We start from the raw sequence: 14324 nt of genomic DNA, 5'->3' as shown, positions 1-14324 counted from the left end.
TGGGTGGTCGGTCAGCCGGTGAACGGTTTGGCGTCCACCACGGTGACCTTCTGGGTGCGGCCGTTGGGCAGCACGTACTCGCGGGACTCGCCGCGACCCGCCCCGATGATGGCCTCGCCGAGCGGCGACTTCGGCGAGTAGACCGGCACCGAGCCGTGCGCGCCCTCCTCGCGGGAGCCGAGCAGGAAGGTCTCGGTGTCATCGTCGTCCCCGTCGTAGGCGACGGTGACCAGCATGCCGGGCTCGGCGATCCCGTCGTCGGCCGGCGGCACACCCACCTTGGCGTCGCGCAGCAGTTCCTGCAGCTGACGGATCCGCGTCTCCTGCTTGCCCTGCTCCTCGCGGGCCGCGTGGTAACCGCCGTTCTCCTTGAGGTCGCCCTCTTCACGGCGGGCATTGATCTCCGCGGCCAGCGCGGGCCGGTTCGCGACGAGTCCGTCGAGCTCGGCCTTGAGCCGATCGAACGCGTCCTGTGTCAGCCACGTCTCGGTCGATCCGGTCATGGCAACTCCTCACTGCTCATCGGCCGCGGCGTCGGGATCGACACCGCGGAAGTTGGTGCAGCGCTTGGCTGCTGCTGATGCATCTCGACACCCGCGAGCCGGTCGCGAACGCGTTCCCGCACTCGAAGAGGGCACCAGGCACGGTGGTCCGGTCGTACTGCCAGGGCGCTGACCCCGGCGGAGACCGGACCCGGAAAACAGGAGAACGGCCCGCGAACGGGCCGTTGTGGCGCTGAGTCTAGCACGGGCGAGGCCTCCGGGCACGATCCGGCAGGCCTGCGCCGACCGTCCGACGCCCGCCGTGACCTGCAGGTTTCCCGTCACGAGCAGGCTCGATCTGTCGTCCCAGGGGGTGCAGGGCGGGTGAGTGGGCGGCCCGTGGATGCGCGGCGACTCCGCACTCCGCGAGCGGGGGGACAATGGTCGACCGACGCCCTGTCCGGCCGGCCACCGCCGCCCCGGCCGGACCCGGCGCGGCTGCCGCACGAAGGGACTCCAGGTGAGTGAAGTGACCGTGTCCACCACGACCGCGAAGCAGGACGTGCCCGGGTCCACCCGGGCCGGCGCCATCGCCGGTGCGCCGCAACCGGCGGCGACCGTGGACGAGGCGGCGGCGCACCGCCGGGAGCGGGCGGCCACCGCGCCGCTGCGCCTGATGGCGGTGCACGCCCATCCCGACGACGAGTCGAGCAAGGGTGCCGCGACGCTGGCCAAGTACTCGGCGCAGGGCCACGGCGTCCTGGTCGTCTCCTGCACCGGTGGGGAGCGCGGCGACGTGCTGAACCCCAAGTTCGAGATGCCCGACGGGGTGGACATCCCCGCGCTGCGACTGACCGAGATGGCGAACGCCGCCGAGATCCTGGGCATCGGGCACGAGTGGCTGGGCTTCGAGGACTCCGGCTACCACGAGGGTCCGCAGGCCGACTGGAAGCTGCCGGAGCACTGCTTCGGCGCGCTCGATCCGGCCGCCGAGGTGGAGGCGCTGGTCGCGCTGGTGCGCCGCTACCGCCCGCACGTGATGACCACCTACGACGAGAACGGCGGCTACCCGCACCCGGACCACATCCGCTGCCACGAGGTGTCGGTCGCGGCGTTCGAGGCGGCCGGCGACCCGGATGCGTTCCCCGAGGCCGGCGAGCCCTGGCAGCCGCTGAAGCTGTACTACAACGTGGGCTTCTCCCGGGAGCGGATGGTGGCCATCAACGAGGCCGTCAAGGAAGCCACCGGGACCGGGCCCTTCGACGAGTGGCTGGAGCGGATGGCCGAGCGCGCCGGTGACCGGCCCGACCCGGGGCTGCGCACCACGACCCGCGTCCCGGTGGCCGACTTCTTCACCGCCCGGGATGCGGCGCTGCGCGCGCACGCCACCCAGATCGACCCGGACGCGCACTGGTTCGCCATCCCGCACGAGATCGAGGCGCGGGTCTGGGCCACCGACGACTACGAGCTGGCCCGGTCGCTGGTGGACACGACCACGCCCGAGTCGGATCTGTTCGCCGGGATCACCCCGGACGCCGTCGACGGGGCCGTGGTGGCGGACCAGGCCGGGACCGTGCGATGAGTGTCCTGCTGGACCGGGCCGGGCTGACGGTGACCTCGCTGCTGGCCCAGCCGGGCGGCCCGGACTGGGACTCGCCCAAGGGCCCGGAGTGGGGCAAGGCGGCGCCGATCGGCCTGCTGATCATCCTGCTGCTCGGCATCGCGCTCTACCTGCTCATCCGGTCGATGAACAAGCAGCTGCGCAAGGTGCCCAAGGAGTTCGGCCGGCCCGGCCGCGGCCGGGCCGCCGGGACGCCCGGCGACGGTGTGGGCGCAGGCGACGGCACCACCGACGGCGCTCCTGGCGATGCGGCTGGCGATGCGGCTGGCGGTGCAGCCGCCGAGTACCGGTTCGGGGCGGCGTCCGACCTCGACCGGCCGGCCGACCCGGCGTCCGCCCGGGAGCCGGGCGTGGGTCCGTCACGGACCGGCTCGCCGGCCGCGTCCGACGGTGCCGACCGCCCGGGGTGATCGCGCCCGGGCGATGAGCCGGCTCAGGGGGTGAGGCTCAGGGGATGAGCAGCACCCGGCCGAAGGCGGCCCGGCTCTCGATGTACCGGTGCGCGTCGGCCGCATCGGCCAGCGGGAACTCCCGGTCCAGCACCACACTGAGCTCGCCGTCGGCCACCCGCTCGATCAGCCGCTCGATGAGAGCGCTGGTGCGCGTGGGGTTCTCGACCATCTCGGCGCCGAACCAGACGCCGGTCAGCGAGGCGTTCCGCCGCATCAGCGGCCAGGTGTCGGGCACGTGCCCGTCCCGGCCGGCCTGGCCGACCCAGCTGATCCGGCCCCGGTGGGCGAGCGAGGCGATGCTGCCCTCGAGCGTCCGGCCGCCGACCGGGTCGACGACCAGGTCGACGCCGCGGCCGTCGGTGAGCTGCTGCACGCGCTCCGGCACGTCGGTGCCCCGGTGGTTGATCGGGTGATCCAGTCCGTGGTCGGCCAGTCGGGCCAGCCGCTCGTCGCTGGACGCGGTGCCGATCACGGTGGCTCCGGCCGCCTTGGCCAGCTGCACCGCGGCCAGGCCGAGCCCACTGGCCGCCGCCTGGATCAGTACGGTCTCCCCGGCGCGCAGCCGGCCGAACTCGAACAGGCAGTCGTCGGCCGTGCCGTACTCGACCGGGATGCCGGCCGCGGCGCGCAGGTCCAGGCCGTCCGGCACCGGGTAGACCTGGTGCTCCGGGACGGCGACCAGCTCGGCGTGCGACCCGGCCCAGGTGAAGCCCACCGCCCGCTGGCCCATCTGCAACGACGTCACGTCGGCGCCCACGGCCGCCACCGTGCCGGACGCCTGGTAGCCGACCACGAACGGCGTGCTCGGGTCGGCGCCGCCTCGGGCGGCGGACAGCACGTCGCCGCCCTGCACCCCGACCGCGGCGACCCGGAGCAGCACCTCACCGGGCTTCGGTTCCGGGTCCGGGACCTCCTCGTAGCGCAGACCCTCGGTGCCGTGGACCACTGCTGCCTTCATGGGATTCCTCTCTGGAGCGTCGTCGGTGACGGGTGGTGCCGGGTGCGCGGATCCCGATGGGGCCGCGGGCTCAGGCGTCCAGGAACCTGTAGTCGGTGTAGCCGCGGGCGCCGTCGGCGTAGAAGGTGGTCGGGTCGGGCTCGTTCTCCGGGTGCCCGCCCTGCCAGCGCTCGACCAGGTCCGGGTTCGCGATCGCGGCGCGACCGACGGCCACGAGCTCGGCGTGCGCCTCCTCGATGAGGTGCTGGGCCTCGTGCCGGGTGGTGACCTGGACGAACCCGCTGTTGGCCATGAGCGGGCCACCGAACCGGCGACGCAGCTCCTGCACCAGGTCCCCGGCCGGCTCGGCGTGCAGGACCGACAGGTAGGCGAGCCCGAGCGGCCGCAGCGCGTCCAGCAGCGCGCCGTAGGTGGCCAGGACGTCGGCGCGGTCGGTCTCCAGGGCGTCCTGGATGTTGTGCTCGGGGGAGATGCGCAGTCCGACCCGGCCGGCACCGATGGCCTCGGCCACCGCGGTGACGACCTCGATGACGAACCGGGCGCGGGCCTCCGGTGACCCGCCGTAGGTGTCGGTGCGCCGGTTCGAGGTGGGGGCGAGGAACTCGTGCAGCAGATAACCGTTGGCGCCGTGGATCTCGACGCCGTCCAGCCCCGCGGCCACCGCTCGTCGGGCGGCGGCGGCGAAGTCGGCGGTGATCTCGCGGGCCTCGTCCGCGGTGAGCGCGTGCGGCACCGGGTAGTCCTGCTTGCCCCGCTCGGTGTGCCCGGCGCCGCCGATGGCGATCGCGCTCGGCGCCTCGACCCGCCGGCCGCCGTTGACGTCGGGGTGGGTGACCCGGCCCCCGTGCATGACCTGCATGACCAGCTTGCCGCCGCGGGCGTGGACCGCCTCGGCGACGCGGGACCAGCCGGCCTGCTGTTCGTCGGTGACGATGCCGGGCTGGCCGACGAAGGCCTGTGACGCGGCCCGCGGGTACGTGCCCTCGGTGACGATGAGGCCGACGGAGGCCCGCTGCGCGTAGTGCTCGACCATCAGGTCGTTCGGCACACCGCCCGCGCCAGCCCGCAGCCGGGTCAGGGGAGCCATGGCCACCCGGTTGGCCAGTTCGAGGTCTCCGACGGTCACCGGACTGAAGAGGTTCACAACCTGGCTGGAACGTCACCGCCGGGGCCTGGCATTCCGGGTCGGGGAATGGAATGGGTCACGGTGGGGCGGCTCGCACCGGCGCGGGACGGCCGCGTAGACAGGACCGCATGCCAGACAACGGAGTACGAGCGGTCGGGGTGGTCGAGTACGGCGGACCGGAGGCCCTGCGCGAAGTGGAGGTCCCGCGGGAGCCGTTGGGCGCCGGGCAGATCCGCGTCAAGGTGACCGCGGCGACGGTCAACGCCACCGACACCTACGTGGTGAACGGCTCGCGCGCCCGCGGGCGCGATCGGTCGGCCGGCGCCGCCGACATCCCCGGGATGGACATCGCCGGCGAGGTGCTGGAGATCGGCCCGGACACCGACACGGACCTGATGACGGGCGAGAAGGTGATGGCCATCGTGCTGCCCACGGGGGAGCACGGTGCCTACCGGTCCGATCTGGTGCTGCCGGCCGGGTCGGTGGTGCGGGTGCCGAAGGGCTTCTCCGACGCGCAGGCCGCCACCCTGCCGATGAACGGCCTGACCGCGCGGCGGGCGCTCGACCTGATGGATCTGCAGCCGGGTCAGGTGGTGGCCGTGACCGGCGCGGCCGGGTGCTTCGGCGGGTACGTGGTCCAGCTGGCCAAGGCCGACGGCCTGGTCGTGGTCGCGGACTCGAGCGAGCAGGACGAGGACCTGGTCCGGTCCTTGGGGGCCGACCACGTCGTGCGCCGCGGCGACGACGTGGCCGACCGGATCCGCGAGCTGTTCCCGGACGGTGTCGACGGACTGGCCGACGGGGCCGTGCAGGACGAGAAGGTGCTGTCGGCGGTCAAGGACGACGGTGCGGTGGCCACGGTGCGGTTCTGGGAGGGCGACGGCAGCCGGAGCCTGCGGTTCCACCCGGTGCGCGTGGGTGATCTCCTCGAGCGGCGCGACCTGCTGGACCGGCTGCGCGAGCAGGCGGAGCAGGGCGTGGTGACCCTGCGGGTGGCGGACGTGGTGCCCGCCGCCCGGGCGTCCGAGGCGCACGAGCGGCTGCACGCCGGTGGCGTACGCGGACGGCTGGTGCTCGACTTCGCCTGACGCCCGACCCCGTCCGAACCCCACGACGCCCGGCCGTCTCTCCGGCCGGGCGTCGTCGCGTCCGTGCCCGGAAGACCGCCCCTTGCCGACGAGTTGTTACGGTGTAATCATGTAATCAACAAACACCTGACTGCAGGAGGTAATCATGAATCACCATCATCATGGCGGCCGTCCGGAATCCCAGGAAGGACCCGGCGGCGGCAACCCGTTCGACCAGCTGCGCGCCATGGCCGAGCAGTTCGGGGGCCAGTTCGGCGGACCCGGCAACGATCCCGCTGCGTGGCGGGAGATGGCCCGCGAGTTCATGCGGAACGTGGCCGAGGCGGGTGCGGAGTTCGGCAAGCAGGGTCCGGCGTTCGCCCGGGGCGCCGAGGGCACCGAGTCGCCGGGCGCGCCGGGTGCGCCGTTCGGCTTCGGGCCGCCGCGCGGGCGTGGTGGCCGTCGGGGCGGCCCGTTCGGCGGCGGCCGTGGACCCGGAGGGCCGGGTCGGGGTGGCCGCGGCGGGGACGTCCCGGACGCGTCCGACGCCGAGGGCTGGTTCGCCGGCCGGATCCCGGACGGCTGGTTCGTCGGCGCGCCCGAGGTCACCATCGACCGCGACGAGATCCTCGTGGTGGGTGAGCTGCCCGCGCCCGCCGCGGCGGCCGAGGCCGCCGCCGTGGAGGAGTCGGAGCAGCCCAGGGCGTCCGCGGACGGTGCGGCCGCCGGCCGGATCGCCCGGTTCCGCGAGGAGACCCGCGCCGAGCGGATCGAGATCGCCCGCCAGGCTCAGCACCGGTACGGCCGCGAGATCTCCTGGGGTGCCCGGGTCGGCGACGTCGAGGAGTTGTTCACCACGCAGTCGGTCCCGGTGATGACCCGGCTGCGGCAGCCGGAGCGTCAGGTGCTGGACACGCTGGTCGCTGCCGGCGTGGCGCGGTCCCGGTCGGATGCGCTGGTCTGGGCCGTGCGGCTGGTCGGCGAGCACGCCGACAGCTGGCTCAGCGAGCTGCGCGACGCGATGGAGGCGGTCGATCGGCTCCGGGCCCAGGGGCCCGGGCTGTGATCACCGGGCCAGGGTTCCGCGGCTGACCGGCCGCGGGATCCGGCCCGCGGGCAGCACCGGGCCGCGGCTCCGGCCGGTGGCCTCCGGACTCACGGGGTGAGGACGAGCAGCCAGATGGCGACGCAGTGGCAGATGGCGGCGGCGGAGACCAGTGCGTGGAAGCACTCGTGGTACCCGAAGACGCCGGGCCACGGGTTGGGCCGGCGGATCGCGTAGAACACCGCGCCGACGCTGTAGAGCAGCCCGCCGGCGGCGATCAGGCTCAGCACGGCGACCCCGCCGTGATCCATCAGCTCGGGCATCACGAAGACGGCGACCCAGCCGAGTCCCAGGTAGAACGGCACGCCCAGCCAGCGCGGGGCGTGCGGCCAGAGCGTCTTGAGCGCCACCCCGCCCAGCGCGCCGGCCCAGACGATGATGAGCACCACGGTGCGGCTGCCCGGCGGCAGCGCCAGGGCGGCGATGGGCGTGTAGGTGCCGGCGATGAAGACGAAGATCATCGAGTGGTCGGCCCGCTTCATCCACGTGCGCGCCCGCGTCGACGTCCAGTGGTGCCGGTGGTACGTCGCGCTCACCGAGAACAGGCCGACGATCGACACCGCGTAGACCGTGCAGGCCAGGGCGGCACCCGCACCTGCCGTCACGGCGGCGATCGTGACCAGCGCCGCGCCCATCACCGCCGCGACCATCGCCGAGTACTGGTGGATGTAGCCGCGGGCCCGCGGTTTCACGGTCGCGGGCACGGGCATCAGCACTGCAGGCGGCATCCTCCCAGTCTTCCCCAGCCGCCTGTGGACACGCCCGGGCGCCGGGGTGACGTCCGGCGCACCCCCGGCGTGTCGCGACGCGTGTCGCCGGTCGGATCACCGCGCCGCCACGGGCTGTCAGGCGGCGGTTACTGTGCTGGCGTGAGACTTCCGGCCGTGCTGTACCGGGTGTACGAGGGCCGGCTGAAGAAGACCCTGGCCGCCGGGCCGCTGCCCCACCACGTCGGCGTCATGCTCGACGGCAACCGCCGGTGGGCCCGCAAGGCGGGGTTCTCCAACCCCAACGAGGGGCACCGGGCCGGCGCCGCCCTCATCGAGGACTTCCTGGACTGGTGCACCGAGGCCGGCGTCAACATGGTCACGCTGTGGCTGCTCTCCACCGACAACCTGCGCCGCGACCCGGACGAGCTGACCCCCCTGCTGGAGATCATCACCGAGGTGGTCGACGACCTGGCCGCGCCCGACCGGCCGTGGAAGGTCCGGATCGTCGGCGCGATGGACCAGCTGCCGGCCGCGATGGCCGACGCGGTGCAGGCCGCGGCGGCCCGCACCACCGACCGCACCGGCCTGCAGGTCAACGTGGCCATCGGCTACGGCGGGCGGCAGGAGATCGTCGACGCGGTGCGGTCCATGCTGCAGAGCAAGCTGGACGCGGGGCTGACCGGGCGCCAGCTGTTCGACGACCTGCACGTCGACGCGATCGGCGAGCACCTCTACACCTCCGGGCTGCCCGACCCGGACCTGGTCATCCGCACGTCCGGGGAGCAGCGGCTGTCCGGGTTCCTGCTCTGGCAGAGCGCGCACTCGGAGTTCTGGTTCACCGAGGCGTACTGGCCGGACTTCCGGCGGGTGGATTTCCTGCGGGCGCTGCGCGACTACGCCGCGCGGCACCGCCGGTTCGGGGAGTGACGCCGGGGCGGACCGGTCCGCGGCGACGCTCGGGTCCGGGCGTGCCGCGGCGGACATTAGGCTCGGGCGGATGAGCGACCGTCCCCCGTCAGGAGTTCCGACCCCCGTCGATCCGGTGGTACGGGACTACCTGCGGCTGGGACTGCGCTTCGGGTGCGTGGTCGAGGGCTTCGTCGATGCCTACACCGGGGATCCCGCGTTGGCCGCCGAGGTGGCCGCCGAGCCCACCGCTGATCCGGCCCAGCTGGCCCGGGACGCGCAGGAACTCGTCCTGCGGGTGCGGGACGCCGGGTACGACCTGGCCCGCACCGAGTACCTCGTCGCGCACCTGGAGGCGCTCGCCGTGGCCGGCCGGCGGCTGGCCGGTGCGCCCATGTCGTTCGTGGACGAGGTGCGCAGCTACTTCCAGGTCGACATCGCACTCGTCGACACCGATGTCTACGCGCAGGCCCACGACCGGGTCGGCGAGTTGCTGGGCGGACACGGGCCGGTGGGCCCGCGGCTGGCCGCGGCGCGCGCTCCGGAGCTGTGCCCGCCGGAGGCGGTGGAGTCGGCCGTCCGACAGGTCGCGGCGGCGCTGCGACAGCGGGTGGCCGCGCCGACGGGTCTGCCCACCGGCGAGCACATCGAGTTCGCCATCGAGCGGGACGTCGCCTGGAGCGGCTTCAACTACTACCTGGGCGGGTTCCGCTCGCGGGTGGCGGTCAACGCCGACGTCGGCCACCGGACGAGCGGGCTCGGCGCCCTGGTCGCCCACGAGTGCTACCCGGGGCACCACACCGAGCACTGCCGCAAGGAGCTGGTGCTGGTCGACCGGCAGGCCGAGCTGGAGCACACCATCTTCCTGGTCAACACCCCGCAGTGCCTGATGGCCGAGGGCCTCGGCGACCTGGCCCTGTCCGCGGCGATCGGGCCGGGCTGGGGGCGGTGGCTGGTCGAGGTGCTGGCCGACGTGGCCGGCCCGGACGGACGGCCGGTGCCGACCTTCGACCCGGAGCTGGCCGAGGCCCTGGAGCTGGCGTCCCGGCCGTTGAACACGGTCCGGCAGAACGCGGCCATCCTGCTGAACGACCACGGCGCCGACCCGGAGGAGGTGCTGCAGTACCTGCAGCGCTGGATGCTGGTCGACGAACGGCGCGCCCGGCAGATGATGCGCTTCATCACCGACCCGCTCTGGCGGGCCTACACCTCGACGTACGTGGAGGGGGAGCGGCTGCTGCGGCCGTGGCTGGAGGCGCGGCCGGACGGCACCACCGCCCTGCAGCGGTTCCAGCGGCTGCTGGACGAGCCGTTGACCCCGCGGGCCATCCGTCAGGAGCTCGCCGGGCCGGCCACCACGCGCTGATCGGCATCTGGTCGGCACCGACTCCCGCGCGCGCCGACCGGCACGTTCACGCGTCGTTCCCAGGTCGTTCCCGATCGGGACTCCGCGGGTCATGATGGGCTGCGCACGCCCGCCGGGTGCCGGAACGGGGCACCACCCGGCGCGACCGGGCGGGCCGGACAGGGGAGGACGACATGGCCGGTGGGGCCAAGCTGCTGGTGGTCGACGACGAGCCGTCGCTGCAGGACATCGTGGCGACGTCGATGCGGTTCCTGGGGTACCAGGTCTCGGTCGCCGCGACCGGCCGTGAGGCGGTCCGGCTGGCCACCGACAGCCACCCGGACCTGATCATCCTCGACGTCATGCTGCCCGATTTCGACGGCCTCGAGGTGATGAAGCGGGTGCGTGCGGCGGGCGTCGACGCGGGTGTCGTCTTCCTCTCGGCCCGCGACACCCCGGCCGACAAGATCGCCGGGCTGAGCGCCGGCGGGGACGACTACGTGACCAAGCCGTTCGGCCTGGAGGAACTGGCCGCCCGGGTGGCCGCGGTGCTGCGCCGCACCCGCACCGACCCGGACAGCGAGGGCGTGCTGCAGGTCGCCGACCTGACGCTGGACCCGGAGACCTACCAGGTGACGCGGGCCGGCCAGCCGATCGAGCTGGCTCCCACGGAGTACAAGATGCTCCGCCACCTGATGATCAACGCCAATGTGGTGCTGTCCCGGCAGCAGCTGCTGGACGCGGTGTGGGGCACCGACTTCTACGGCGACGACTCGGTCGTGGCCACCTACATCTCCTACCTGCGGCGCAAGATCGACAATCCCGAGCACTTCGACACGCCGCTCATCCACACCCACCGGGGCTTCGGCTATGTGCTGCGCGGTCCTCGCCACTGATCCGTTGATCCGCTCGGGCCCGTCGGCCCGGCCGGCCGGGATCACCGCTCCGTGCCGGACGCCGGTGCCGCGGTGACCGCTCCCGACCTGCGGGGACCGGACGGACGCCGCTGGGGACTGCGCAGCCGGCTCATCGCGCTGGTGCTCATCGTGGCCGCGCTCGCGCTGGCCGCGGTCGACATCGTCCTGCCGATGAACCTGCGCGCATCGCTGGTGGAGGGCCGGGCCAACACGCTGCAGAGCGTGCTGAACACGCTGCCGCGCCCGCAGCAGGGGCAGCAGATCGACGCCGACCTGCTCGCCGACCTGTCCAACTCGAGCTCGGTGCGTGGCGAGCTGGGCTGGACGGTGATCAGCCCCACCGGGATCAGCAAGTCGATCTACCCGGCCGCCGCCGATCGGCAGGCCAACCCGGCGTTCGAGATGCCGCCGCCGACCACCGAGGCGGAGATCGTGTCGGACGCCTCGCGGCCGGGCGTGACGTACCTGGCGCTGGCCGTGAACGCCAGCGTCGACCAGCAGAGCGGCGGCTACCTGGTCGCCTGGAGCCCGCTGACCGACGTCAACGCCGCGGTCAACCGGCTGGTGCTGGTGGAGCTGCTCATCACGGTCGGGCTGCTGCTGCTGCTCGGCGGCACGGCCAGTCTCATCGTCCGCCGCCAGCTCAAGCCGCTGGAAGACATGGCCGGGGCCGCCGACGCGATCGCCGGGGGCGAACTCGACCGTCGGGTGACGGTCGACGACGCGTCCACCGAGGTCGGCCGGCTCGGCGCGGCGTTCAACGACATGCTCGACGGCATCGGCGGTCTGCTCGCGGAGCGCACCCGCAACGAGGAACGGCTGCGACAGTTCATCGCGGACGCCTCCCACGAGTTGCGCACCCCGGTCGCCGCGGTCCGGGGCTACACCGACCTGTACGCGGCCGGCGCGCTGACCGACGAGGAGTCGGTGACCAAGGCGATGACCCGGATGGGCTTCGAGGCCCGGCGGATGGGCGCGCTGGTCGAGGACCTGCTGACGCTGATCCAGGCGGACGCCGAGCGGGCGACCCGGTACGAGCGGGTCGACCTGGCCGAACTGCTGCTCGGCGTGGTCGACGACGCTGCCGTCATCGACGCCACCCGGACGTGGCGACTGGCCGGCACCCCGTCCGGCGCCCCGTGGAACTCGGTGGTGCTGGGCGACCGGCTGCGGCTGCACCAGCTGTTCGCCAACCTGCTGGCCAACGTGCGCACCCACACCCCTGCGGGCACCGTCGCGACCATCTCGGTGCTCGCCAACACCGAGGACGTCGCCGTCACTGTCAGTGACAACGGCCCGGGAGTCTCGGACGAGGCGCTGGACCGGTTGTTCGACCGGTTCTTCCGCGTCGATCCGTCCCGCAGCCGGGAGAACGGCGGCACGGGTCTCGGGCTGTCCATCGTGGCGGCCATCGTCCGCGCCCACGGCGGCACCATCCGGGCGTCGCACACGCCCGGTGGCGGGCTGAGCATGACCGTGCTGCTGCGGCGGGCGTCGGGGACCGCCGCGGTGGATCCCGGATCGGCCCAGCTGGTCGAGATGCCGGACGCCGCACCGCCGGTCCGGCGTCCGGGTCTTCGGGCCCGGGTCGGGGCACGGCTCGGCGCTGCCACGGCCGGGCGGGGCACCGACCAACGTGGCGAGGCCCGGACCGAACCCTGGACGGAACCGCAGTGGGTGGTCGGGGGCGGCGCCGAGCCGGGCGCCCCGGGTGACCACCCGACCGGGCGCACCGGCGATCGCTGACCCGACGGGCCACGCAGACGGCGGCACGGGCGGTCGACGGGCGGTCACGGTGCGCAACCACCAGGCTCGCGCCGGGTCGTTGATGCAGTGTTCACGCGAATGTTCGCGTGTACGCGCGCGGCGGCGCGTCCGGCGCGCGTACGTTGCGCTCGTGGTCGTGGTCGAGCGACCGCACGGGAGGCCCCGATCGATGATGTTCCGCGAACCACGCGGACCGGACTCGAGGGGGCCGGTTCCGGGCCCTTTCGGGATCGGGACCGGTGGGGCGAGCAGCGACACGCTCGCCCGTCCGGCACCGAGCTCCGACGGGGAACCGCCGGCCTACCTCGCAGCGGTCGCGCGGACCCGCGCCCGTCCAGGAGTCGTTCGTGGACACACACCGCACTGGCTCGTCTCCGGCCCCTGTCGCCTCCGATCCCGCTCGAACCGCCGGCCCGGTCACCGCTGGAGGTGACCATGCCGAGGCCGGCCGTCACACCTACGTCGTCGACACCTCCGTGCTGCTCTCCGATCCGTACGCGCTGCAACGGTTCGACGAGCACGAGGTCGTACTGCCGCTCGTGGTGATCTCCGAACTGGAGGGCAAGCGGCACCACCCCGAGCTCGGGTACTTCGCGCGACAGGCACTCCGGCTGCTGGACGAGCTGCGGATCCGGCACGGTCGGTTGGACGCGCCGATCCCCATCGGGGAGGCCGGCGGCACCCTGCACGTCGAGCTGAACCACACCGACCCGACCGTGCTGCCGCTCGGTTTCCGGACCGACAGCAACGACTCGCGCATCCTGGCCTGTGCGGCGAACCTGGCCGCCGAGCGCGAGCCCGGGGCGGTCACCCTGGTCACCAAGGACATGCCGCTGCGGGTCAAGGCGTCGGCCGTCGGGCTGGCCGCCGACGAGTACCGCGGCCTCGATGTCCCCCTCACCGGCTGGACCGGCATGACCGAGGTGCCGGTGTCCGGTGCGGTCGTCGACGAGCTGTACCGCACCGGGGTCATCGACACCGACGAGGTGCGCGACCTGCCCTGCCACACCGGCGTCAAGCTGGTCGGCCCGAACAGCTCCGCCCTCGGCCGGGTCACCCCTGGCAAGCAGGTGCGGCTGGTGCGTGGGGAGAAGGAGGCGTTCGGTCTCCGGGGAAGGTCGGCCGAACAGCGCATCGCCCTCGACCTGCTGATGGACGACGAGGTGGGCATCGTCTCCCTCGGCGGCCGGGCCGGTACCGGCAAGTCCGCGCTGGCCCTGTGCGCCGGCCTGGAGCTCGTGATGGAGCGCCGGGCGCACCGCAAGGTGGTGGTGTTCCGGCCGCTGTACGCCGTCGGCGGCCAGGAACTCGGGTACCTGCCGGGCAGCGAGAACGACAAGATGCAGCCCTGGGCGCAGGCCGTCTTCGACACCCTCTCGGCGGTGGCCTCGCCGGCGGTGATCGAGGAGGTGGTGGCGCGCGGCATGCTCGAGGTGCTGCCGCTGACCCACATCCGGGGCCGGTCGCTGCACGACTCGTTCGTCATCGTGGACGAGGCCCAGTCGCTCGAGCGCAACGTGCTGCTCACCGTGCTGTCCCGGCTGGGCACCAACTCGCGGGTGGTGCTGACCCACGACGTCGCCCAGCGTGACAACCTGCGGGTCGGCCGGCACGACGGCATCGCCGCGGTCATCGAGACGCTCAAGGGGCACCCACTGTTCGCCCACGTCACGCTGACCCGCTCGGAACGGTCGCCGATCGCCGCCCTGGTCACCGAGCTGCTGGAGCACCCCGACCTCGGCTGAGCAACCTATGAGGTTGAGGTCAAGTGCTGTGTTGGCTGGGTGATGGGTATGGGGGGTCGGCGGGGCGGCGTGTGCCTGCCTCGTTGATCAGGTTTGGTGTTGGACGGGGTCCTGGGCCCGTTC

12 protein-coding genes and 1 pseudogene are annotated in these 14324 nt (G+C 73.2%); 9 read left to right on the top strand and 4 right to left on the bottom strand.

What is annotated here, in order from left to right:
- Positions 1–11: 11 nt before the first annotated feature.
- A complete protein-coding gene (greA, locus tag JL106_RS15005) occupies positions 12–503 on the bottom strand; it encodes a transcription elongation factor GreA (protein ID WP_205261553.1) in 492 nt (163 codons plus the stop codon).
- A gap of 655 nt (positions 504–1158) precedes the next feature.
- On the opposite strand from greA, the gene mca reads away from it, so the two are divergent.
- On the top strand, positions 1159–2064 hold the full coding sequence (gene mca / locus JL106_RS15000; RefSeq protein ID WP_205261733.1) for a mycothiol conjugate amidase Mca: 906 nt from the start codon (positions 1159–1161) through the stop codon (positions 2062–2064).
- Positions 2061–2513, top strand: coding sequence for a hypothetical protein (locus JL106_RS14995; protein ID WP_205261552.1), 453 nt, complete (start codon positions 2061–2063; stop codon positions 2511–2513). Before mca ends, JL106_RS14995 begins: the two co-directional genes overlap by 4 nt.
- A 37-nt stretch (positions 2514–2550) precedes the next feature.
- Here JL106_RS14995 and JL106_RS14990 read toward each other — a convergent pair whose 3' ends face one another.
- Together JL106_RS14990 and JL106_RS14985 are read right to left on the bottom strand one after the other, a co-directional pair.
- Positions 2551–3513, bottom strand: a complete 963-nt coding sequence (locus tag JL106_RS14990; protein WP_205261551.1) for a quinone oxidoreductase family protein — start codon at positions 3511–3513, stop codon at positions 2551–2553.
- Between the two features lie 70 nt (positions 3514–3583).
- Complete coding sequence (locus JL106_RS14985) at positions 3584–4657, bottom strand: alkene reductase (RefSeq protein ID WP_205261550.1); 1074 nt, start codon at positions 4655–4657, stop codon at positions 3584–3586.
- Between the two features lie 110 nt (positions 4658–4767).
- Between JL106_RS14985 and JL106_RS14980 the strand changes: the two genes are divergently transcribed.
- Entirely contained in the window at positions 4768–5727 is a 960-nt protein-coding gene (locus JL106_RS14980) for a quinone oxidoreductase family protein (RefSeq protein ID WP_205261549.1), read from the top strand.
- Between the two features lie 463 nt (positions 5728–6190).
- Positions 6191–6772 (top strand): annotated as a pseudogene (locus tag JL106_RS22600) (hypothetical protein); the annotation flags it as partial.
- 89 nt (positions 6773–6861) lie between these two features.
- Here the strand turns inward: JL106_RS22600 and trhA are convergent.
- The gene (trhA, locus tag JL106_RS14970) at positions 6862–7521 is read right to left on the bottom strand and encodes a PAQR family membrane homeostasis protein TrhA (RefSeq protein ID WP_236007755.1); all 660 of its coding nucleotides are present in this window, start codon (positions 7519–7521) and stop codon (positions 6862–6864) included.
- A 159-nt stretch (positions 7522–7680) separates the two neighbouring features.
- Between trhA and JL106_RS14965 the strand changes: the two genes are divergently transcribed.
- The 5 genes from JL106_RS14965 (at position 7681) to JL106_RS22175 (ending at position 14201) form a co-directional block, all read left to right on the top strand.
- Positions 7681–8448, top strand: coding sequence for an isoprenyl transferase (locus tag JL106_RS14965; protein ID WP_205261546.1), 768 nt, complete (start codon positions 7681–7683; stop codon positions 8446–8448).
- Positions 8449–8518: 70 nt separating this feature from the next.
- Positions 8519–9793, top strand: coding sequence for a DUF885 domain-containing protein (locus JL106_RS14960; RefSeq protein ID WP_205261545.1), 1275 nt, complete (start codon positions 8519–8521; stop codon positions 9791–9793).
- Between the two features lie 173 nt (positions 9794–9966).
- Complete coding sequence (locus JL106_RS14955; protein WP_205261544.1) at positions 9967–10668, top strand: response regulator transcription factor; 702 nt, start codon at positions 9967–9969, stop codon at positions 10666–10668.
- Positions 10669–10740: 72 nt separating this feature from the next.
- Positions 10741–12435, top strand: coding sequence for a sensor histidine kinase (locus tag JL106_RS21150; protein ID WP_205261543.1), 1695 nt, complete (start codon positions 10741–10743; stop codon positions 12433–12435).
- 368 nt (positions 12436–12803) lie between these two features.
- Entirely contained in the window at positions 12804–14201 is a 1398-nt protein-coding gene (locus tag JL106_RS22175) for a PhoH family protein (RefSeq protein WP_205261542.1), read from the top strand.
- Positions 14202–14324 lie beyond the last annotated feature (123 nt).

The organism is Nakamurella leprariae, assembly GCF_016918035.1.
Lineage (GTDB): Bacteria > Actinomycetota > Actinomycetes > Mycobacteriales > Nakamurellaceae > Nakamurella > Nakamurella leprariae.
This window is presented reverse-complemented; position numbering and strand designations above follow the sequence as displayed.